Below are 21646 nucleotides of genomic sequence, written 5' to 3' on the forward strand. Positions count from 1 at the left end.
CGAAGTATAACTTAATTAACGTATTTTTAAGTTTTTTTAAACAACAAAAAAGAAATTAAACGTTAATCATCCTATAAAAACTATTTAACAACTATGGATATTCTCTGGGTAGATGATGAAATTGACTTATTAAAGCCACACATACTTTTTCTTGAACAAAAAAGCTATACAGTAAAAACATGTACCAATGGTGCTGATGCTGTTGAATTAGTTAATGACACTAATTTTGATATTGTTTTTTTAGATGAAAATATGCCCGGTATTACTGGTTTAGAAACACTTAACTTAATTAAACAACAAAAACCTAACCTGCCTGTTGTAATGATTACTAAGAGTGAAGAAGAACTAATTATGGAAGAAGCTATTGGATCAAAAATAGCTGATTACTTAATTAAACCTGTAAATCCTAATCAAATACTACTTAGTTTAAAGAAAAACTTAGATCATTCTCGTTTAGTATCTGAAAAGACTACTTTAAATTATCAACAAGAATTTCGTAAAATTTCTATGGATTTGGCCATGGTAAATTCTTATGAAGAATGGGTAGAATTATATAAAAGACTAGTTCACTGGGAACTTGAACTTGAAAATATTGATGATCCTGGAATGTTAGGAATTCTTGAGAGTCAAAAATCTGAAGCAAACACTCATTTCTTTAAATTCATAAAAAACAATTATCAAGATTGGTTAACAAGTAGTGAAAAACCTACGATGTCTCATACTTTATTTAAAGACTTTGTGGTACCAAACATTGATAAAGAAAATGGAACTTTATTAGTGGTTATTGATAATTTAAGATATGACCAATTTAGAACTCTTGAACCTTATATAAACACATATTTCAAAAAAGAAACGGAACATTCTTACTTTAGTATTTTACCTACAGCTACTCAATATGCTAGAAATGCTATTTTCTCTGGTTTAATGCCTTCTGAAATGGAAAAACAGCATCGTGATTATTGGAAAAATGATACGGATGAAGGTGGAAAAAATTTATTTGAAAATGAGTTTTTATCGGCACAGATAAAAAGACTAAGCTTAGATATTAAACATGAGTATTATAAGATTACTTCTTTAAAAAACGGTAAAGATTTGGCCGAAAACTACAATAGTACTAAACAAAACGACTTAACTGTTGTTGTTTACAATTTTGTAGACATGCTTTCTCATGCTAAAACAGAAATGGAAGTAATAAAAGAACTAGTTGGTGATGATAAAGCATATAGATCATTAACTGTTAGTTGGTTTAAAAATTCGCCTTTATTATCAATTATTCAAAAAGCTAAAGAATTAGGTCAAACATTAATTATAACTACTGATCACGGAACTATTAACTGTAGTAACCCAACAAAAGTGATTGGTGATAAAAATATTAGTGCCAACTTAAGGTACAAAACAGGTAGAAGTTTAAGTTATGAAGATAAAGACGTATATGCGGTAAAAAATCCGAAAGATATATTTTTACCTAGTGTAGCTATTAATAGTCCTTTTATTTTTGCTAAAGAAGATTTATTCTTTGCTTATCCTAATAATTTTAATCATTTTGTAAAGTATTACAGAAATACTTACCAGCATGGAGGTGTATCATTAGAAGAAATTATTATACCTTGCGCTATATATAAATCTAAGTAAGATTAAGTTTTTATTTAATGAATGTTGATTATTCTATAGATGAATTAAATGATATAGCTAAAAAAGTATTAGCTAAATCAAAACATAAAATTTTATTATTCAACGGAGAAATGGGAGTTGGTAAAACAACGCTTATCAAGGAGCTTTGTAAAGTTTTGGGAAGTACAGAAATAGCTAGTTCTCCTACTTTTTCTTTAGTTAATGAATATGAAACAAATAAAGGTGAAATAATTTATCATTTTGACTTTTATAGAATTGAAGATGAAGAAGAAGCATTAGATATTGGTGTTGAAGATTATTTTTACTCTAATAATTGGTGTTTAATTGAATGGTCAGAAAATATTAAAAATTTAGTACCTTTAAATGCTGTTAATATTCAAATAACAGCAATCAACAATAATCTAAGAAATATACAACTGACAGAAAATTAATGAGTTCAATATCTCCATTCACCAAAGAGCAACTAATCCCCCAACCAGAAACTCTTGAAATTCAAAAGCAAAAGGGACAATTATTTATTGGTTTACCAAAAGAAACACACTTTGAAGAAAAACGAATAAGTTTAACTCCTGATGCAGTTGCTGCATTAGTTGCACATGGGCACAGAGTTGTGGTGGAAACAACGGCTGGTGAAGGTGCTAATTACTCTGATAAAGAATATTCTGAAGCTGGAGCTAAGATTTCTTATGATGTAAAAGAAGTATTTTCTTGTAATCTTATCGTGAAGGTAGAACCGCCTTCTTTAGATCAGATTAAATTGATGAATCCGCAAGCTTATTTAGTTTCTGCTCTTCAACTAAAAACACAAAACAAAGAATATTTTAAAGCTTTAGCTAAAAAACGAATTACAGCTATTGCTTATGATTATATGAAAGATGAAGATGGTGTTTTCCCTATCTTAAAATCTTTAAGTGAAATAGCCGGTACTGCATCTATGCATATTGCTGCCGAATTAATGGCTACAGCAAACGGTGGAAATGGTCTTTTATTAGGAAACATAAGTGGAGTTCCTCCCACTGATGTTGTTATTATTGGTGCTGGTACTGTTGGTAAGTTTGCTGCAAAAGCTGCTATGGGACTTGGCGCTAGAATTAAAGTTTTTGATAACTCTATTACTAAACTACGTAGGCTACAAGAAGCCGTTCCTGGTCCAATTTATACATCAACTGTTCAACCGAAATCATTGTTAAAGGCTTTAATGAGATGCGATATTGCTATTGGGGCTATCAGAGGTAAAGATCGTTCTCCTATTATAGCTACAGAAGCAATGATAGAAAAAATGAAAGAAGGAGCAGTTATTGTAGATGTATGTATTGATAGAGGTGGTTGTTTTGAAACTTCTAAAGTAACTACACATAGCAAACCTACTTTTAGAGCTCACGATGTCATTCATTATTGCGTGCCTAATATACCTTCAAGATACTCTAGAACAGCCTCGGTGTCTATTAGTAACATTCTTTCTCCATATTTATTAAATATTGCTGAAGAAGGTGGTTTAGAAAATGCAGCTCGTTATGATAAAAACTTACGAAATGGCATGTACTTTTACAAAGGTGTACTTACTAATAGAACAGTAGCTGATTGGTTTGATTTACCATTTACAGACATAAACTTACTTATTTTTTAATAAAATCACTTGTAGGTAAATAAAACTCAAAAACAAATCCTTTCTCATTGCTTTCACAATAGATTTTTATATCAATATTGTGCAAGTCTGTTATTTTTTTAACTATAGCCAAACCAAGTCCTACTCCATTTTTATTGGAGGAAACACCTGTTTGAAAATATTTACTAAAAATAAATTTTTGTTCTTGTAAACTAATACCAGGACCTGTGTCTTTTATTTTAATGATTATTTTATCTTTTGCTTGATTTTTTTCAATGTAAAAAAATACTTTACCTTCTCTTGGAGTATATTTTATTGCATTTTCCAATAAATTTTGAATAACTCTTTCAATTAAATTTTTATCAGCAAAAACAAACTGTTCACAATTAGTATTGTAGAAAACATACATCTCAATTTTTTTATTTTCAGTAATTATTGAATACCGTTTTGTTATTTCTAGAATCAATTCGGTGATGCAGAACTCTGTTTTATTCAAATGCATCTGATTGGCATCTAAATTAGAGTAATCAAACAGTCTATTTACTAGATTAGATAATGATATAGCGCTATCTTCAATAATATTTAAAAACTCTTTTCGGTTTTTTTCAGTAATCTCTTGCTCTGCATCTTTTAAGGTCTCAGCGTAGCCTCTAATAATAGTCAACGGACTTCTTAAATCGTGAGAAACATTGGCTATGAGTTCTTTTTTAAACTTATTAATCGATTGAATTTCGTTGATATTCATTGAAATGGTATTTGCCATTTCATTAAAAGTTGTTGCCAAAATAGATAAGTTAGATTCTTTAGCATTAGGTATTCTACTATCTAAATCTCCTTCTTTAAATCTATTTACATAGTAAATAATCGTTAGTAAATTTTTAGAAATAACAATAATGAATATCCAACCTATTACTACAGATAATAGCATTGTTATAAATATAGTTACAAATGTTAGCTTAGAGAAATAACCTTTAAAAATTGATTTACATACATTTTCATAACTCTCACTTGCTAAAATCACATAAATATACCCACATTTGTCCTTTATTTTAAAAGGAGCTGCTGAAAAAATCTTTTGATCACCTGTTTTAGGATCATCTCCCTGAATAAAAATTTCATTATTAGCTATAAACTTTTTTACAGGAGCTAAATCAACCTTTTTCTTAGGTTCTGATTTATTTGAATGATCCAATACTAGTGAGTGCATTACTCCTCCTCTATCATTTAACAAATACACTTCAATAGCTCTATTTACAGCCATCATGTCATGCATAATATCATCAAAAAGAACCGTATTTATTTCTCCATCTTCTAAAAAAGGAGAACTCTTTTTAAACTTCTCTTCAATTAAATGAGCTGCTACATTAGCATTCAATCTCTGTGTGGTTTGACTGTAAAACTTTTCTAACAGAAAAAAAGTAACAAAAATGTATAAAACACTAATGGTTAAAATGATTATCAAAAATAAAGCACCAATTTTTATGATGAATTTATTGGATAAAAGATGGGATTTCTTCATTTAGGTACATACTTAATTCTTCATTAAATTTATAGCCTATTCCCCACTGTGTTAAAATAAATTTTGGATTTGCAACATCTGCTTCTATTTTAGTTCTGAGTCTGTTTATATGTGAATTTACGGTACGAGAATACCCTTTAAAATCGTACCCCCAAACAAACTGTAATAAATTTGTTCTGGAATATATTTTACCTGGATTAGAAGCAAGTAATATTAATAATTCAAATTCTTTAGGTGATAAATTAATACTACTTGAATGAGCTGTAACCAAACGCTTATCTACGTTAATAGACAAACCTTCATATTTTAAAACTTTATGTTGTTTCTTTTGTGGCTGAATAGTACTCCTTCGTATTACTGCCTTTACACGAGCTATCAATTCTCTAATACCAAAAGGTTTAGTTATGTAATCATCAGCTCCTAACTCTAAACTCAATACTTTATCTATTTCGTCAGATTTTCCTGTAAGCATTATTATGGGTGTTTGTTTTGTTGCCCTAATATTTTTGCATACTTCTATTCCATCAAGTTTAGGCATGGTAATATCTAAAATAATCAAAGCATAATTGTTTTTAAGAGCCAATTGTAAACCTGACTCTCCATCATATGCTTTATCAACTTCATATCCTATAGAGGCAATATTTAATTCTAATAATTTAGACAACTTTTCATCGTCATCTATTATTAATATTTTTTTCATCGGTGGTTAATTATTCGGAGTGAAACAAAGTTATAAAAAATTAAATGTTACATATAAATGACTCTTCTGTGACATTTCTGCAACATTTAAAAAAGTTCTTTACATCATAAAATTGAAACTGCAGTTATACCAATTTTAGTATTAAACCTTAAGAAATAAATCATGAAAAAATCAATTTTAAATGAAAATCCTGATTATATCGAGTTTGATAATCAAGATGTAGGCTCCTTAAAACATAAGGTAAACCTAAATTCAATTGCCAATTTATCTAAAGAAGATCAAGATTTGTTTATCGAATACGGAATTGCACAAGAGTTACAAACACCCCATAAAAATATTATTCATGCATTCGAGTATTGGGCTACAAAAACACCTAATAATGTTGCCGCTGTTTACAAAGGTAGTTCTATAACGTACAAACAACTTGATGATGAAGCTACTATTTTAGCACTTGTTTTAAAACAAAAAGGCATAGTTGCTGGAGATGCTGTAGGCTTGTATGTACAAAGATCTTTAGAGATGCTAGTTGGTATTTTAGCCACTTTAAAACTAAGAGCTATATATGTACCTCAAGACCCTAGAATTGTTCCTAAAACAATGCTTAAAGATATTTCTAATCTAAGTAATCTAAAACTAGTTTTATCTCAATCAAGACATGAAGATAAACTAACTTTTTTAAATGAAGATTCTTTAATTTTTATTGATGATGAACTTAAAAAAGATATTTACAAAAACCTATACGGAAACATTAAACTGATCAATCATGTAAATGATGATGAAAATAAAACTTGTTTTATTTTGTTTACCTCAGGCACTACTGGTACTCCTAATGGTGTAGAAGTTACACATAAGAATTTGTGTAATATTTTATACAATCCTCCGGGTAATTTAGGAATAACTAGTGGTGTTAAAGTAGCACAGATTTTAAATGTTTCCTTTGACATGGCTGCATGGGAAATTCTTGGATGTCTTGGAAATGGTGGTACACTACTTATCCGTGGAAAAGACATTGAAGAAACAGCAAAGCTTGCTGATGTTATTATTGCAACACCTTCTATACTCACAACTATCGATCCGAAAAAATGTAATAACATCAAAACCGTTGCAGTAGCTGGTGAACCTTGTCCTACTATTTTAGCAAATACATGGGCACAAAAAGGTTCTTTTTACAATTGCTGCGGCCCTACAGAAACTACTATTGTAAATACCATGAAAAAATGTGATACAAACAGTTTCGAGCTTTCTATTGGTAAACCTACTCCTAATAACACTGTATATGTATTAAATGAAGATCAAAAACCAGTGGCAATTGGTGAAGTTGGTATTATGTGGGCTGGCGGAGATTGTGTAACAAATGGTTATATAAACAATACTGAATTGAATAGTAAACGTTATGCTGATGATATTTTTTTAAAAAATAACAGTAAAATGTTTAATACTGGTGATTTAGGAAAATGGAACAAAAACGGAGAACTGATACACTATGGTCGTATAGACGATCAGGTAAAAATTAAAGGCTTTAGAGTTGAATTAGATGCTATTAGTAAGATTATTGAATGTTTTAAAGAAGTTAAAAGGGCTGTAACATTAAAACATAAAAATCATTTAGTCTCTTTTATTGGTTTAACTTCTGATGTAAATATTGAATCTCAAAAAGATGATTTCATTGAACAAATCAAAAAAGCAATTGAAGATCAGTTACCTTATTATTATGTTCCTAGCGATTTTAAATTTCTAAAAGAATTACCTAAAACTTCCAGAGGAAAAATAGATAAGCGTTTATTAAGAGTTTCATATACAAAATAACACTTATGGAAAATATTATTTTACCTCCTAAGAAAAGTTTGTTGTATAGATTAGGTAAACATCCTTTATTAATACCTTACAAGAGGTTGTTTATTCTTATTACCCTTATAAATACTTACATTTTATACAAAGGTATTTATTCTTGGAACTGGTTTCAACTTGATAATTTGGCTATTCTTGAAGTATCTAGAGTGATACTTTTCAATTTTACACTTGCTATTTTAATACGGCAACAATATGTAATTAATTTTTTATTTAAAGTTGCCACAAGCGTTCCTAAAAATTGGCCTTTGTTTATCCGAAGAATTTGTGCTAAAGTGTATCATTTTGGTGGACTACATAGTTCTAGTGCTTCTATGGGAACTATTTGGTACTTCATTTTTGTTTGGATGCTTTATTATACTTTTTATAATACTGAAGGATTTATTAATAGTGCAATTATTATAATAACAACCATTATTGTATGCTTATTAAGCATTATAATTATAATGGCATTACCAAAAATGAGAGCTAAATTTCATAATCATTTTGAATTTACACATAGAATTGGTGGATGGACAGTGTTAGCATTATTCTGGGTTCAGATGTTTCTTTTTTTGAATTTACAAGATCCTTCTATTCAAGTATGGGAAAATTTAGATTTCTGGATTTTGATAGCCATTACAGTGAGTGTTATTTTACCATGGTTACGTTTAAAGAAAGTAGATATTGAAATTGTAAGTCCGTCAAATCATGTAGCCTTAACTACTTTTGATTATGGTGTTACTCCTTTTGCAGGTTCTTCAACAGCTTTAAGTAGAAATCCTTTATTAGAATGGCATTCTTTTGCCAATGTACCTTCACCAGATAAAAGTGGGTTTAGATTAACTATTTCTAGAGCTGGAGATTGGACAGGCAGATTCATTACTGATAAACCTCAAAAAATATGGGTTAAAGGAATTCCTACAGCTGGAGTTGGTAATGTAGATAAACTTTTTAACAAAGTTATTTGGGTAGCTACCGGAAGTGGTATTGGTCCGTGTTTACCTCATTTACTCTTAAATGAAACTCCATCTGTCCTTATTTGGTCTACTAGATCTCCGGAAAAAACATATGGTGAAGATTTAGTAAATGAAATTAAAAAAGTACAACCTAACGCTATTATTTGGAATACTGATGAAAAAGGTAAGCCAGATTTAGTTAAACTCACTTACAAAGTTTGTAAAGAGTTTAATGCAGAAGCTATTATTTGTATCTCTAATCAAAGTTTAACTCAAAAAGTCGTACATAACATGGAATACCTTGGTATACCTGCGTATGGGGCTATTTGGGACTCATAAAAATCAATTTATTTTTATTATGAATGTACTATTTGAAAAAATAGATAGGATCGTTATTGCCAAATTAAACCGTCCTAAGGCATTAAATGCTTTAAATTCTGAATTAATGCACGAGTTGATTGCTGGATTACAAAAGTATGATTCATCTTCAGAAATAAGGTGTTTTGTTATCACTGGAAATGATAAAGCCTTCTGTGCTGGGGCAGACATTAAAGAAATGGCTGAGAAAGATTTTTCTCAGATGTTTCATGAAGATTACTTCAGTTATTGGGAAATCTTTTCAAGAATAAAAACTCCAATCATAGCTGCTGTAAATGGTTATGCTTTTGGTGGTGGCTGTGAACTAGCAATGATGTGTGATATTATTTATGCATCAGATACTGCTTCATTTGGTCAACCAGAAATAAAACTTGGTGTCATACCTGGTATTGGTGGTACACAACGTCTAACAAAATTAATTGGTAAATCTAAAGCTATGGAAATAGTTTTATCTGGCAGAACAATGACTGCTGAAGAAGCTGAAAAAACAGGGTTAATTTCTAAAATCTTACCAACAAACAACTTTTTAGATCATGTTTTATCAGAAGCCACATTAGTTTCAAATTATTCAAAAACAGCTTTAATAGCAGCCAAAGAAGCAGTCAATCAATCACTAGAAAGTAGTCTAAAAGATGGAATTGTATTCGAACGTAAAGTATTCCATTCGCTCTTTCATACCAAAAACCAACAAGAAGGTATGAACGCATTTTTAGAAAAAAGAATTCCAAAATTTAATTAAAGAAACAAATCATGAAAAAATCAATTTTATTATTAATTATAGTATCAATATCATTCATTTCTTACGCACAAGAAGAAAAAAACAAAGAATCTAAAACAACATTTGCAATGATGCCTATTCACAATAGTGGAGCTGGGTTTAACAATGTATTTTTAGGTACCTATGAACTTAAACCAAGAACGAACTTAACTTTTTACAGTGTTTTTTGGGTAAACCCTTCATTTGGAAATCAAGGTAAAGACTTGTTTTTAGAAACAGGTGTAGGTTTAGGATTTGCCTCTAAAAACGGAAAATTATATGTAAACCCTAGTATTGGATTTGGTCATGGTAAATTACTTTCTAATACAGCAGGAACAAAAATTGCTGAAAGTTTTATTCCAAGCGTACTTGCTTTTTACAACTCAGGAAAATTTGAATTTGAAACGTATCATGCTTATTACATGAGTATGAGAGGTGAAGGAAATTCTCAAGATTTAATGTTGAATTGGGTAATTCCTGGTTATAAAGTGAGCAAACATTTTTCTTTTGGAGCATTTTATGAACACTTAGGACAAGCAAGAGTTGATAATGGAGATACTAAAACATTGTATCAATTTTTAGGAGGATATGTAAAAGCTACCTTAAATAACGGTGTTTGGTTTCGTTTTGCAGCCGGACCAAATGTTTCTAATGATATGCTAAATGCTGATGAATTCTATAAGATTCAGGCTTTTATTCCATTATAAACCTATAATTGGGGGAATTCATTAGAGAAAATCAACTTTAATGAATTTAAATAGAGGTTGTCTATTTTTAGACAACCTCTTATTTTTTCTATATTTTATAATAGTATGTAATATTTGTATACTGTTACTATTAAGAAACATACTTTGTTTTCTTTATAGTAGATAACATTATAAAAGCTAATAAAAAGAAAATAGCTAAACACAACACACTCCACTGCATTGATTCTGTGATTGCAAACAGTAAACCATAAATTAAAGTCCCTAATACAATGGCTATTTTTTCAGTAACATCAAAAAAGCTAAAATAAGTGGCATGATCTTCTGTTTCAGGTAATAATTTAGAATAAGTAGAGCGTGCCAATGATTGAATTGCTCCTAAAACCAAACCTAAAACACCACCTAAAGCATAAAAATAAATTAAAATATTATCCAAATCTTTATGTAACATAAAAGCACCAAAGCAAATAATCATCCAAATAACAATGGTAATTCTTAACGCAGTTATGTTTCCATATTTTTCTGAAATTCTCGAAAAAATAAAAGCGCCACCAATTGCTAATAGTTGTATTACTAATATAGTCCCTATTAAATGGGTACTTTTTAGTTTTAATTCAGAAGTACCAAATAGCGTAGCAGTTAAAATAATAGTTTGTACTCCTACACTCAGCAGGAAAAATGTAATTAAAAACCTTTTTAAAGCAGGATGATGATCTATTACTTCTTGTAGTACTTTTTTCAATTCTTGAAAACCTTTCCATAAATAGCCTTCTTCTAACTGATCTTTTGGTATTTTTTTGTCTTTAGGCAATCTTCTAAAAGTTATTTGTGCAAAACCTAACCACCAAATTCCTACAATTACAAATGAAATACGAGAAGCCATTCCTTTTGTAATTCCAAAATTATCAGGAAATAAAATCAGTACTAAGCATATTAACAATAATAAAATAGAACCAATATATCCATTAATAAAACCTTTAGCACTTACCCTATCTTGATCTTCAGGGTGGGCTACTTCAGGTAAATAAGCATTATAAAAAACAATACTTCCCCAAAAACCTATGCTTGCTAAAATACTAGCTACAATTCCTATCCAAGTTGTTTCACACCCGGAAAAAAAATACAAACTCATTACAGATAAACTTCCTAATAAGCAAAAGAACTTCATAAAACTCTTTTTATTTCCCCTATAATCTGCAATTCCAGATAAAATAGGTGATATAAATGCCACTATTAAAAATGAAAAAGACAAAGCATAGGTATATAATGAATTTGGGTGTTCCCATTCAATCCCCATAAATTCAATAATTTTACTTTCTGTTATTGCGTCATAATACATAGGAAAAATAGCTGTACTAATTACTAATGAATATACCGAATTAGCCCAGTCATAAAATGCCCATGCATTGATTAATTTTTTATCTCCTATTTTCATTTTTAAATATACTTAATTAAAAAAACCGTTCTTTAAAAATAAAGAACGGTTTGCAATATACTTAAAAAGTAATGTATTTTTTTGCTTATTTTTTTAGCATTGCTGCAGCTTGTTGGTTATACTGATTTGCATATCGCTTAGCTATAGGCAAATACTTTCTTAGTTCAACAATACGAGATTGGTTTGAAGGGTGGGTACTTAAAAACTCAGGAGGAGCTTGTCTACCAGATTTTTTAGCATTTTCACTCATACGTACCCAAACATTAACTGCTTCTTCTCCTCTATATCCTGCCATAATCATAAATACTAAACCTAAATGATCAGCCTCTGTTTCGTGAGTTCTACTAAACTTTAACATTCCTAATTGAGAACCAACACCATAAGCCATGTTCCATAATTGAGCATTCTTATTGTTCATGGTACCTACTGCTAATGCAACACCTCCTAATTGTTGTATTTGAGATGAAGACATACGCTCTTGACCATGTTTTGCAAAAGCATGCGCAACTTCATGTCCCATTACAGCTGCAATACCATCTGTATTTGCACAAATAGGCATTATACCTGTGTAGAAAACTACTTTACCTCCTGGCATACACCAAGCATTAATAGTCTCATCATTGATTAAATTGAATTCCCATTTGTAAGAATTTGCTTCACTAGTCATTCCGTTAGCTCTCATGAATCGATCCACAGCTGCTGCAACATTCTTTCCTATCGTTTGTAATTCTCTTGCTTGTGATGTGTTTTTAACAATTTTGCTATTATTTTCTTTTAGAAAACCGCTGTACTGTTGAAAACTCATAGGTAAAACCTGTGCATCACTTACAAAATTGATACGCTTTCTTCCTGTGATTGGCACTGTGCTACATTGTACAAATAACAATGCAATACCAAACATTATGATAAATCTATTCATTAATACTGTTTTTATGTTTGCAAATACTAATAGATATGACTCAAATTTGGGGTATAAAGTCACTTTTTAATGGTAATTTAAATATACAAATTCTATCTTTACAATGAAAATTTTTAAACAACTATGATTCAAGCAAATCAAGAAAAGCTTTTACCTGCAAGTATTTCAATTCCTAATAAAATCCAAAATCTAGCTAAAACAATTCAATTTTTCTCTGGTAATTTAGTTACAAAATTTTCTGCTAAATTATTTTCTACTCCAGTTAAATTTCCAACTCCTGAACGTGAGAAAATGATGTGGAAAAGTGCTCAAAAAAGTAGACTAATGGTTCCAAGTATCAACAAAGAAATTGAGATACTTACTTATGGATTTTCAAAGAAAAAAGTATTATTAGTTCATGGTTGGTGTGGAAGAAGTACACAATTATTTATGGTTGCTGATAAGTTATTAGAAAATGGGTATATGATTATTTCTTTTGATGCTCCTTCTCATGGGAATTCAGAAGGAAAATCGGCCTTAATGCCTGATTTTATAGATGCTATTAAGGAAATTGATGAAAAGTTGGGACCTTTTGATGCTGCGGTTGGTCATTCTTTAGGAGGAATGAGTCTTTATAGTGCTATTGCCGAAGGTGTTAAGGTAAAATCTATGGTTAGTATAGGCTCTGGTGATAAAATTTCTGACATAATTAAAAATTTTATCAAAAACTTGAGTTTAAAACCTAAAGTGGCTACAAAATTAAAGAAGTTTTACGATCAAAAACATGAAATGGATATTGACAGTTATGCTAGTTCTGCAAAAGCAAAAGAAGTTGATATTCCTGCTTTAGTGGTTCACGATTCTTTAGACGGTGATGTTCCTGTAAGTTGTGCTTACAATATTCGTCAAAGTTTAAAACAAGGTTCTATTTTTATTACAAGTGGTTTAGGTCATACTAAAATATTACGTGATAAAAATACAACTGCAAGAATTGTAGATTTTATAAAACATAACGAATGAAAAATTTAATTACATGCTGTACTATTTTCTTTTTACTGATATCGTGTCAATCGATTGCTCAAAAAGATAAAAAAATATCAAAGTATAAAATTGAGAAGACAGAAGAAGAATGGAAAAAAGCATTAACTCCTATGCAATTTTATGTTTTAAGAAAAGCTGGTACTGAAAGACCTAATACAAGTGAGTTTAACACTTTTAAAGGAAAAGGGACTTATGCTTGTGTAGCTTGTGACACTCCTCTATATAATTCTGATAGAAAATATAACTCAGGTTCAGGATGGCCTTCTTTTGATAAGGCTATTGAAAAAAATATAGAAACTGATACCGATTACAAAATTGGATATGCTAGAACTGAACTTAAATGTAATACTTGTGGAGGTCATTTAGGACATCGTTTTAATGATGGACCAAGACAAACAACTGGTATGAGAGATTGTATTAATGGAGTGGCTTTAAAATTTGTACCTAAAAAATAATAAACGCTAATTTATATTTTTACATATAAAAAAACTCAGAAGATAAACTTCTGAGTTTTTTTTGTTTTATAGTGAATTCTGTAAAGAAATTTTATACTAATACCCAAGTACCTTTTTCTAATAAAGGAATAGCTTGTTTAAATTTTACTGTTTTTTCTTCACCAGACATTACATTCTTAATAGTAACTTTTTCGTTACGACCAATCTTTGGTTGTTCTCTAACAATAGTTTCAACTACTTGCTGCTCTTGAGTTTGTTGTTGACGAGCATTATTAAAAGCTTGTTGTGTAGAGTTTTGTACTTCGTCTTTTCTTAAATCTAACTTTTCTTTCTTCTCTTCTCTTGCTTCAGAAATTTGAGATTGATCTTCTGTTGGTAACTTTCCTTTAAATAAGAAAGAAAGTACCTCTTTATTTACTTTATCAATTGTTTCTTGGAATAATTTAAAAGCTTCAAACTTATAAATTAACAACGGATCTTTTTGCTCGTAAGTTGCATTTTGAACTGTTTGCTTCAACTCGTCCATTTTACGTAAATGATCTTTCCAATTTTCATCAATGATTGCTAAAGTGATATTCTTCTCAAAATCATTTACTAAAGATTGTCCTTCACTTTCATATGCTTCTTTTAAGTTTGTTACTACACGAATTGTTTTAGCTCCATCTGTAAAAGGTACAACTATACGCTCATAACGATCTCCTTCGTTTTCAAAAACACCTTTAATCACCGGATATGCAATAGCTGCATTTCTTTCAGCATCATTTTTATAGTGTTCAGAAACGATTTTATATAAATCATCTATTAACGATTGTTCGTCTTTACTCTTAAATTCTTCTTCAGAAAAAGGAGAAGTCATTGAAGAAAAACGAATTAATTCAAATTCGAAATTTTGAAAATCGTTATTAATTTTATTTTGTTTTACAACTACATCACAAGTATCATAAATCATATTTGCAATGTCTATTTGTAATCTTTTACCATCTAATGCATGACGACGACGCTTGTATACGAATTCACGTTGTGCATTCATAATATCATCGTACTCTAATAAACGCTTACGAATACCAAAGTTATTTTCTTCTACTTTCTTCTGAGCACGCTCAATAGTTCTTGTGATTAATTTATCTTGAATTACTTCACCTTCTTTTAACCCTAATCGGTCCATCATTTTAGCGATTCTTTCAGAACCAAATAAACGCATTAAGTTATCATCTAACGCTACGTAAAATTGAGAAGAACCAACATCTCCTTGACGACCAGCACGACCTCTTAACTGACGGTCAACACGACGAGAATCATGTCTTTCTGTACCAATAATAGCTAAACCACCTGCAGCTTTAACTTCATCAGAAAGTTTAATATCGGTACCACGACCAGCCATGTTTGTTGCAATAGTTACTTGTCCTGGTTTCCCAGCTTCTGCTACAACATCTGCTTCTTTCTTGTGTAATTTTGCATTTAATATATTGTGAGATATTTTACGCATTTTAAGCATTCTACCTAACAATTCAGAAATTTCTACAGAAGTTGTACCTACTAACACTGGTCTTCCTTCAGCAACTAATCTTGAAACTTCTTCAATTACTGCGTTATATTTTTCTCTTGTTGTTTTATACAACATATCTTCTCTATCATCACGAGCAATTGGCTTGTTTGTTGGAATTTCAACAACATCCAATTTATAAATTTCGAAGAATTCTCCTGCTTCTGTGATTGCTGTACCTGTCATACCAGATAACTTACGGTACATTCTGAAGTAATTTTGTAATGTTACTGTAGCAAAAGTTTGAGTAGCATCTTCAATTTTTACATTTTCTTTTGCTTCAATCGCTTGGTGTAATCCATCAGAGTAACGACGACCGTCCATAATACGACCTGTTTGCTCATCTACAATCATTACTTTATTATCAACAACTACATAAGCAACATCTTTTTCAAATAATGTATATGCTTTTAAAAGTTGGTTCATAGTGTGAATTCTTTCACTCTTCACACTAAATTCACGATATAATTCTTCTTTTTGCTCTGCCTTAACTTCTGGAGTATTACCACTACCATCTATTTCGGCAATTTTTATACTGATATCTGGTAATACAAAAAATGTATTATTTTGAGTTCTTTCTGATAAATGAGCAACACCTTTATCGGTTAAATTGATCTGATTGTTTTTTTCTTCAATAGTAAACCACAATTCAGCATCAACCTCTGGCATTAACTTATTATTATCTTGCATATAGAAGTTCTCAGTTTTTTGTAAAATCTGCTTCACTCCTTCTTGAGATAAAAACTTAATAAGTGCCTTATTTTTAGGTAAACCTCTATATACTCTTAATAATTGGAAACCACCTTCTTTGGTATCACCTTCTTTGATTAATTTTTTAGCTTCAGCTAAAACACCTACTAAATATTTACTTTGTAAACCTACAATGTCAGCTACTAAAGGTTTTAATTCATTAAATTCATGAATATCTCCTTTAGGAATTGGTCCTGATATAATAAGTGGTGTACGAGCATCATCAATTAAAACAGAATCAACTTCATCAATAATTGCATAGTTAGGTGCTCTTTGAACTAAATCTTCTTTTGATGAAGCCATATTATCACGTAAATAATCGAATCCAAATTCGTTATTTGTTCCGTAAGTAATATCTGCATTATATGCTTTTCTTCTTGATTCAGAATTTGGTTGATGATCATCGATACAAGCAGTAGATAAACCATGGAATTCAAAAACTGGAGCCATCCATGCACGGTCACGTTTTGCTAAATAATCATTTACTGTTACAACATGAACTCCTTTACCAGATAAAGCATTTAAATAAACAGGCAATGTAGAAACCAACGTTTTACCTTCCCCTGTCATCATCTCAGCAATTTTACCTTGGTGTAAAACAGATCCACCAATTAACTGAACGTCATAATGAACCATATCCCAAGTAACTTCTTTTCCTGAAGCATCCCAAGAGTTTGCCCAAAATGCTTTTTCTCCTTCTAAAGTGACATGCTCTTTAGTAGCAGATAATTCTCTATCAAAAGGAGTTGCTGACACCTCTATTTCTTCTTTATTTGCAAAACGTTTTGCTGTTTCTTTTACAACAGCAAACGCTTCAGGCATAATATCTTCTAACACTTTTTCAGAAGCAGCATAAGACTCATCTTTTAGCTTATCTATTTGAGCATATATTTCTTCCTGACGATCAATATCTGCTGTTTTAACTTCTTCTTCTAACTCACTAATTTGAGTTTCAAAAGTATTTGTAGCTTCTTTTATTTTAGACTTAAATTCTATTGTTTTTGCCCTAAGCTCATCGTGTGATAAACTAGCTAATTGTGGTTCAAAAGTCTTTACTTTTTCTACAATAGGCTGCAGTAACTTCAAGTCTTTCTGCTGTTTATCTCCTACAAATAATTTTATAATAGAGTTTAAAATGCTCATTATTTATATGTTTTTATCTAGTATTTTTTACTAGTATATAGTTAGTTTATGTAAATGCTTAAAAGTAAGCAAAAAAAAAGCCTCTGATTTTGAGACTTTTAATTTTATTTTTTTTATTTAATATTCATCTTCGTTCCAAAGATAATCCTCCTCTGTTGGATAATCTGGCCAAATTTCAATGATAGAATCATATATCTCTCCTTCATCTTCTATATCTTGTAAGTTTTCTACCACTTCTAGAGGAGCACCAGTACGAATTGCATAATCAATTAATTCGTCTTTAGTGGCAGGCCATGGTGCATCTGCTAAATAAGATGCTAATTCAAGTGTCCAATACATTTCTAAATCTGTTTTTAGTTTTCTGCAAAAATAAAATTTTAACTTAAAAAGTCAAGTTTTTTTGTTAAAATCTGTAATTAATAAAATAAAGAACTTTTCTTATAGCTTATTAGGTATCCATTTTACCTCATTTGCCTGCAAGTCTTTGGTCAACTTTCGTGCCAATACAAAAAGGTAGTCAGAAAGTCTGTTTAAATACATTAATATATTATTATCTATGTCTTCTTCATCATTTAACGCAGCACACAAGCGCTCTGCCCTTCTACATACACAACGTGTTATGTGACAAAATGACACTGTTTGATGACCTCCTGGCAAAATAAAGTGAGTCATTGGTGGTAACTCATCATTCATTTGATCCATTTGTGCTTCTAAATATTCAATATATTCAGAATTGATTTTCGGAATATTTAAACGTTCTTTTCCGTTTTTTAATATTTCCTTTTCTTTTGGAGTTGCTAACATTGCTCCTAGTGTAAATAATTCGTCTTGAATTTTTACTAGAGCTTCTTTGGTGTTGTTATCAATCTCTTGATCTCTGATAAGACCTATGTATGAGTTTAACTCATCTACTGTACCATAACATTCAATCCGTAAATGATGTTTGGGTACTCTAGAACCTCCATACAAAGCTGTGGTTCCTTTATCACCAGTTTTAGTGTAAATTTTCATGTATGCTTTTTGTGTTTTAGTTGTTGATTGTTTACATACGTTTTAGAGGAAACTAAATATAGTTTAAGAAAAATTAAATTTTATAATATTTCTGGAATTTTTTCTAAAATATATTCAGGACATCGCATTGGCTTTTTTGTATCCATATTAATGAATGCTAAAACAGTATTTCCAAGACATATTATTTCGTTATGTTGATTGATTATTTCATAATCAAATTCTATTTTGACACTAGGCTTTTTTTTAAGATAAGTTACAATTGTTAAGTCATCATCATACAATGCTGATTTCTTAAACTTGCTGTTTAAAGATATCACAGGAAGCATTATTCCAGTTTTTTCCATATTTTTGTATGTAATTCCTAGGGAACGGAGCCATTCTGTTCGACCAATTTCAAAATATTGCGCATAATTTCCGTGATACACTACCCCCATTTGGTCGGTTTCGGAGTATCGAACTTTTACTTTAGTATAAAATTTTATCAAGGCTGATTTTTTACGTTTAAAATTTAATCTTACGTAAAAAAAAAATAATAATCAACAGCATTTTGATTTTTTTTTACTGAAATTTATTCACACTTTTGTTGACCCGTAAGAGAGATATATAACTTTGTTTTTTTGCAAGAAAAAAATTGTAAAAAAGATTAATTTTCTGAATAGCTTAAATGAATAAAACTGCTGATTTTGTATGGTCGAATTGTTTATCTTTTATTAAAGATAATATTAAGTTGCAAGCTTATAAAACTTGGTTTGAACCTATCAAACCTATAAAGTTATCGGGTGAAGCTTTAACAATTCAAGTACCTAGTAAGTTTTTCTATGAATGGTTAGAAGAGCATTACATTAAATTACTAAGAGTTGCATTGGTTAGAGAGTTGGGAGAACACGCTAAATTAATTTACGATGTTCGCATGGAGAATACTTACAGTAGTAATAGTCCACAGACAGTTAAAATACCAAGTTCAAACAGAAACCCATTAAAACCACAAAAGGTATCAGTTCCTATTGAATCAAAAAGAGAGCTGAAGAATCCTTTTATTATTCCAGGTTTACAAAAGGTAAAAATTGAATCACAATTAAACCCTAATTACAACTTTGATAATTTTATTGAAGGAGACTCAAACAGATTAGCAAGATCTGCAAGTATTGCTGTTGCTAATAAACCAGGAGGTACTTCTTTCAATCCATTATTAATATATGGTGGAGTTGGTTTAGGTAAAACACACTTAGCGCATGCTATTGGTGTTGATATTAAAGATAAATACCCAGATAAGACTGTATTGTATATTTCATCTGAAAAATTCACACAACAGTTTATTGATTCTGTAAAATCAAATACTAGAAATGATTTTATTCATTTCTATCAAATGATTGATGTGTTAATTATTGATGATGTTCAATTTTTATCAGGTAAAGCAGGTACTCAAGACGTATTTTTCCATATATTCAACCATTTACACCAAAATGGTAAACAGGTTATTTTAACTTCTGATAAAGCTCCTGTTGATATGCAAGATATTGAACAACGTTTACTATCTAGATTTAAATGGGGATTGTCTGCAGAACTACAAAGTCCTGATTATGAAACTCGTATTTCTATTTTACAAAACAAACTTTTCAGAGATGGTGTAGAAATGCCAGAAGATATTGTTGAGTATATCGCTAAAAATGTAAAATCTAACGTAAGAGAATTAGAAGGTGTTGTAATTTCAATGATTGCACAAGCTTCTTTCAACAGAAAAGAGTTTACATTAGAGTTGGCTAGACAAATTGTAGATAAGTTTGTAAAGAATACTAAAAAGGAAGTTTCTATTGATTATATCCAAAAAGTAGTATCTAAGTATTTTGATATGGATGTTGCTACATTACAATCAAAAACAAGAAAGAGACATGTAGTACAAGCTCGTCAATTAGCTATGTATTTTGCTAAAAGAATGACTAAATCTTCTTTAGCTAGTATTGGTAGCCAAATTGGAAAGAGAGATCATGCTACTGTATTACACGCTTGTAAAACGGTTGATAATCTTACTGAAACTGACAAACAATTTAGAAAGTACGTAGAAGACTTAACTAAGAAATTAACATTTTAAATAAATAGATTTTATGAAAATACTCATGGTTTGCTTGGGGAATATATGCCGTTCGCCGCTTGCCGAAGGTATTTTAAAATCAAAAGTTGATTCTAATAAAATTATTGTGGAATCTGCTGGTACTTCCGGTCATCATTCTGGTGAAAAACCAGACAGGAGATCTATTGATATTGCTGATAAAAATGATATCGATATTAGTGCACAGCGTTCTCGTAAATTCGTAGCTTCTGATTTTAATTCTTATGATTTAATTTACGCTATGGATGAAAGTAATTACAATAATATAGTAGCACTTTCTAAAAATGAAGAGGATATTAAGAAAGTAAAAATGATTTTAAATGAATCTCACCCAAACAGTAACTTTAACGTTCCTGATCCATATTATGGTGGTGATGATGGTTTTAAAAATGTATTTGATATGTTAGATGAAGCATGTAATGTAATTGCTTCTAAAATTAATGATGACGACTATGCTAGGTAAACTTTACTTAATTCCTACTACATTAGGAGATACTGAACCTCTAGAGGTAATGCCAATTTCTGTAAAAAAAGTAATTGAAAAGTTAGATTATTTTATTGTTGAGAATGAAAAAACAGCAAGACGATACATCAAAAAAATTACACCTACCAAAGCGCAATCATCTTTAAATTTTATGATGATTGATAAATATTCTCACGAACTTGAAACTAGAAATTACTTAGATATTTGTAATGAAGGGGTTTCTGTTGGTATTTTATCAGAAGCTGGTGTTCCTGGCATTGCAGATCCTGGAGCAACTGTGGTTAAACAAGCACATGAAAAAGGTATTCAAGTTATACCCTTGGTAGGTCCATCTTCTATTTTGTTAGCAATGATGGCTTCAGGTATGAATGGACAAAACTTTTCTTTTAATGGATATTTACCCATTGATAAAGCAGATAGAAAAAAGAAAATAAAAGAATTAGAAAGACTTTCTAGAGATAAGGATCAAACGCAAATTTTCATTGAAACACCTTACAGAAATGAAAAAATGTTAGATCAATTAAAATCATCATTAAGTCCTAACACTTATTTATGTGTTGCTTGTGATATTTCTTTACCTACAGAGTATATTAAAACATTAACTATAAATGAGTGGAAATCTGAAAAACCAGATTTACACAAACGTCCTGCTATTTTTATTATTCAGGCATAAATTATATTTTAGATAAAATAAAAG

20 protein-coding genes are annotated in these 21646 nt (G+C 30.2%); 12 read left to right on the forward strand and 8 right to left on the reverse strand.

The features are described 5' to 3' along the window. Positions 1 to 93 precede the first annotated feature (93 nt). From EYW44_RS11790 to EYW44_RS11800, 3 genes are read left to right on the forward strand one after another with little or no spacing between them, the layout of a single operon-like run. A complete protein-coding gene (locus tag EYW44_RS11790) occupies positions 94 to 1632 on the forward strand; it encodes a bifunctional response regulator/alkaline phosphatase family protein (protein ID WP_132723871.1) in 1539 nt (512 codons plus the stop codon). Positions 1633 to 1649: 17 nt separating this feature from the next. Continuing rightward, entirely contained in the window at positions 1650 to 2063 is a 414-nt protein-coding gene (tsaE, locus tag EYW44_RS11795; RefSeq protein WP_132723872.1) for a tRNA (adenosine(37)-N6)-threonylcarbamoyltransferase complex ATPase subunit type 1 TsaE, read from the forward strand. Then, positions 2063 to 3259 carry an alanine dehydrogenase gene (locus EYW44_RS11800; protein WP_132723873.1) on the forward strand — a complete coding sequence of 399 codons (1197 nt, stop codon included), beginning with the start codon at positions 2063 to 2065 and terminating at the stop codon, positions 3257 to 3259. Before tsaE ends, EYW44_RS11800 begins: the two co-directional genes overlap by 1 nt. On the opposite strand, the gene EYW44_RS11805 is transcribed toward EYW44_RS11800, so the two are convergent. Both EYW44_RS11805 and EYW44_RS11810 read right to left on the reverse strand, forming a co-directional pair. After that, positions 3249 to 4757 (reverse strand): HAMP domain-containing sensor histidine kinase, encoded by a 1509-nt coding sequence (locus EYW44_RS11805; RefSeq protein ID WP_132723874.1) that lies wholly within the window; start codon positions 4755 to 4757, stop codon positions 3249 to 3251. The two genes, EYW44_RS11800 and EYW44_RS11805, sit on opposite strands and share 11 nt — an antisense overlap. Further along, positions 4729 to 5457, reverse strand: coding sequence for a response regulator transcription factor (locus EYW44_RS11810; protein ID WP_132723875.1), 729 nt, complete (start codon positions 5455 to 5457; stop codon positions 4729 to 4731). The genes EYW44_RS11805 and EYW44_RS11810 overlap by 29 nt, the downstream gene beginning before the upstream one ends. Positions 5458 to 5619: 162 nt before the next feature. On the opposite strand from EYW44_RS11810, the gene EYW44_RS11815 reads away from it, so the two are divergent. The 4 genes from EYW44_RS11815 to EYW44_RS11830 are packed head-to-tail and all read left to right on the forward strand — an operon-like array spanning position 5620 to position 10085. Further along, positions 5620 to 7263: an AMP-binding protein gene (locus tag EYW44_RS11815; protein ID WP_132723876.1), complete on the forward strand. Its 1644-nt coding sequence runs from the start codon at positions 5620 to 5622 to the stop codon at positions 7261 to 7263. A gap of 5 nt (positions 7264 to 7268) precedes the next feature. Further along, positions 7269 to 8582, forward strand: coding sequence for a hypothetical protein (locus tag EYW44_RS11820; protein WP_207893775.1), 1314 nt, complete (start codon positions 7269 to 7271; stop codon positions 8580 to 8582). A 19-nt stretch (positions 8583 to 8601) separates the two neighbouring features. Then, positions 8602 to 9360 (forward strand): enoyl-CoA hydratase-related protein, encoded by a 759-nt coding sequence (locus tag EYW44_RS11825; protein WP_132723878.1) that lies wholly within the window; start codon positions 8602 to 8604, stop codon positions 9358 to 9360. 11 nt (positions 9361 to 9371) lie between these two features. After that, positions 9372 to 10085 (forward strand): DUF6733 family protein, encoded by a 714-nt coding sequence (locus tag EYW44_RS11830; protein WP_132723879.1) that lies wholly within the window; start codon positions 9372 to 9374, stop codon positions 10083 to 10085. A gap of 130 nt (positions 10086 to 10215) precedes the next feature. Here the strand turns inward: EYW44_RS11830 and EYW44_RS11835 are convergent, their stop codons facing one another. Both EYW44_RS11835 and EYW44_RS11840 read right to left on the reverse strand, forming a co-directional pair. Further along, positions 10216 to 11517: an MFS transporter gene (locus tag EYW44_RS11835; RefSeq protein WP_132723880.1), complete on the reverse strand. Its 1302-nt coding sequence runs from the start codon at positions 11515 to 11517 to the stop codon at positions 10216 to 10218. 85 nt (positions 11518 to 11602) lie between these two features. Continuing rightward, a complete protein-coding gene (locus tag EYW44_RS11840) occupies positions 11603 to 12436 on the reverse strand; it encodes a M48 family metallopeptidase (RefSeq protein WP_132723881.1) in 834 nt (277 codons plus the stop codon). A gap of 123 nt (positions 12437 to 12559) precedes the next feature. Between EYW44_RS11840 and EYW44_RS11845 the strand changes: the two genes are divergently transcribed. Together EYW44_RS11845 and msrB are read left to right on the forward strand one after the other, a co-directional pair. Continuing rightward, positions 12560 to 13435: an alpha/beta fold hydrolase gene (locus EYW44_RS11845; protein WP_132723882.1), complete on the forward strand. Its 876-nt coding sequence runs from the start codon at positions 12560 to 12562 to the stop codon at positions 13433 to 13435. Then, positions 13432 to 13911: a peptide-methionine (R)-S-oxide reductase MsrB gene (msrB, locus tag EYW44_RS11850; protein WP_132723883.1), complete on the forward strand. Its 480-nt coding sequence runs from the start codon at positions 13432 to 13434 to the stop codon at positions 13909 to 13911. The genes EYW44_RS11845 and msrB overlap by 4 nt, the downstream gene beginning before the upstream one ends. 91 nt (positions 13912 to 14002) lie before the next feature. Here the strand turns inward: msrB and secA are convergent, their stop codons facing one another. The 4 genes from secA to EYW44_RS11870 form a co-directional block, all read right to left on the reverse strand. Next, positions 14003 to 17347, reverse strand: a complete 3345-nt coding sequence (gene secA / locus EYW44_RS11855) for a preprotein translocase subunit SecA (RefSeq protein ID WP_132723884.1) — start codon at positions 17345 to 17347, stop codon at positions 14003 to 14005. Between the two features lie 117 nt (positions 17348 to 17464). Then, positions 17465 to 17686, reverse strand: coding sequence for a DUF2795 domain-containing protein (locus tag EYW44_RS11860; protein WP_100924424.1), 222 nt, complete (start codon positions 17684 to 17686; stop codon positions 17465 to 17467). Between the two features lie 99 nt (positions 17687 to 17785). Continuing rightward, positions 17786 to 18358, reverse strand: a complete 573-nt coding sequence (locus tag EYW44_RS11865; RefSeq protein ID WP_132723885.1) for a cob(I)yrinic acid a,c-diamide adenosyltransferase — start codon at positions 18356 to 18358, stop codon at positions 17786 to 17788. A gap of 80 nt (positions 18359 to 18438) precedes the next feature. Then, positions 18439 to 18840: an acyl-CoA thioesterase gene (locus EYW44_RS11870; RefSeq protein ID WP_373681063.1), complete on the reverse strand. Its 402-nt coding sequence runs from the start codon at positions 18838 to 18840 to the stop codon at positions 18439 to 18441. Positions 18841 to 19022: 182 nt separating this feature from the next. Between EYW44_RS11870 and dnaA the strand changes: the two genes are divergently transcribed. Genes dnaA through EYW44_RS11885 form a run of 3 tightly spaced genes read left to right on the forward strand, consistent with a single transcriptional unit; the run spans position 19023 to position 21622 of the window. Then, positions 19023 to 20447 carry a chromosomal replication initiator protein DnaA gene (gene dnaA / locus EYW44_RS11875; protein ID WP_132723887.1) on the forward strand — a complete coding sequence of 475 codons (1425 nt, stop codon included), beginning with the start codon at positions 19023 to 19025 and terminating at the stop codon, positions 20445 to 20447. A 13-nt stretch (positions 20448 to 20460) separates the two neighbouring features. Beyond that, positions 20461 to 20928, forward strand: a complete 468-nt coding sequence (locus EYW44_RS11880; protein ID WP_243643650.1) for a low molecular weight protein-tyrosine-phosphatase — start codon at positions 20461 to 20463, stop codon at positions 20926 to 20928. Beyond that, entirely contained in the window at positions 20918 to 21622 is a 705-nt protein-coding gene (locus EYW44_RS11885; protein ID WP_132723888.1) for an SAM-dependent methyltransferase, read from the forward strand. The genes EYW44_RS11880 and EYW44_RS11885 overlap by 11 nt, the downstream gene beginning before the upstream one ends. Positions 21623 to 21646: the final 24 nt, after the last annotated feature.

Source organism: Tenacibaculum sp. M341 (genome assembly GCF_004337695.1).
In the GTDB taxonomy this organism is placed as follows: Bacteria; Bacteroidota; Bacteroidia; order Flavobacteriales; family Flavobacteriaceae; genus Polaribacter.

Bases quoted from the DNA above. Each gene is read 5' to 3' on its own strand.
- EYW44_RS11790 (WP_132723871.1), top strand. From the start codon at position 94: ATGGATATTCTCTGGGTAGATGATGAAATTGACTTATTAAAGCCACAC.
- tsaE (WP_132723872.1), top strand. From the start codon at position 1,650: ATGAATGTTGATTATTCTATAGATGAATTAAATGATATAGCTAAAAAA.
- EYW44_RS11800 (WP_132723873.1), top strand. From the start codon at position 2,063: ATGAGTTCAATATCTCCATTCACCAAAGAGCAACTAATCCCCCAACCA.
- EYW44_RS11805 (WP_132723874.1), bottom strand. From the start codon at position 4,757: ATGAAGAAATCCCATCTTTTATCCAATAAATTCATCATAAAAATTGGT.
- EYW44_RS11810 (WP_132723875.1), bottom strand. From the start codon at position 5,457: ATGAAAAAAATATTAATAATAGATGACGATGAAAAGTTGTCTAAATTA.
- EYW44_RS11815 (WP_132723876.1), top strand. From the start codon at position 5,620: ATGAAAAAATCAATTTTAAATGAAAATCCTGATTATATCGAGTTTGAT.
- EYW44_RS11820 (WP_207893775.1), top strand. From the start codon at position 7,269: ATGGAAAATATTATTTTACCTCCTAAGAAAAGTTTGTTGTATAGATTA.
- EYW44_RS11825 (WP_132723878.1), top strand. From the start codon at position 8,602: ATGAATGTACTATTTGAAAAAATAGATAGGATCGTTATTGCCAAATTA.
- EYW44_RS11830 (WP_132723879.1), top strand. From the start codon at position 9,372: ATGAAAAAATCAATTTTATTATTAATTATAGTATCAATATCATTCATT.
- EYW44_RS11835 (WP_132723880.1), bottom strand. From the start codon at position 11,517: ATGAAAATAGGAGATAAAAAATTAATCAATGCATGGGCATTTTATGAC.
- EYW44_RS11840 (WP_132723881.1), bottom strand. From the start codon at position 12,436: ATGAATAGATTTATCATAATGTTTGGTATTGCATTGTTATTTGTACAA.
- EYW44_RS11845 (WP_132723882.1), top strand. From the start codon at position 12,560: ATGATTCAAGCAAATCAAGAAAAGCTTTTACCTGCAAGTATTTCAATT.
- msrB (WP_132723883.1), top strand. From the start codon at position 13,432: ATGAAAAATTTAATTACATGCTGTACTATTTTCTTTTTACTGATATCG.
- secA (WP_132723884.1), bottom strand. From the start codon at position 17,347: ATGAGCATTTTAAACTCTATTATAAAATTATTTGTAGGAGATAAACAG.
- EYW44_RS11860 (WP_100924424.1), bottom strand. From the start codon at position 17,686: ATGTATTGGACACTTGAATTAGCATCTTATTTAGCAGATGCACCATGG.
- EYW44_RS11865 (WP_132723885.1), bottom strand. From the start codon at position 18,358: ATGAAAATTTACACTAAAACTGGTGATAAAGGAACCACAGCTTTGTAT.
- dnaA (WP_132723887.1), top strand. From the start codon at position 19,023: ATGAATAAAACTGCTGATTTTGTATGGTCGAATTGTTTATCTTTTATT.
- EYW44_RS11880 (WP_243643650.1), top strand. From the start codon at position 20,461: ATGAAAATACTCATGGTTTGCTTGGGGAATATATGCCGTTCGCCGCTT.
- EYW44_RS11885 (WP_132723888.1), top strand. From the start codon at position 20,918: ATGCTAGGTAAACTTTACTTAATTCCTACTACATTAGGAGATACTGAA.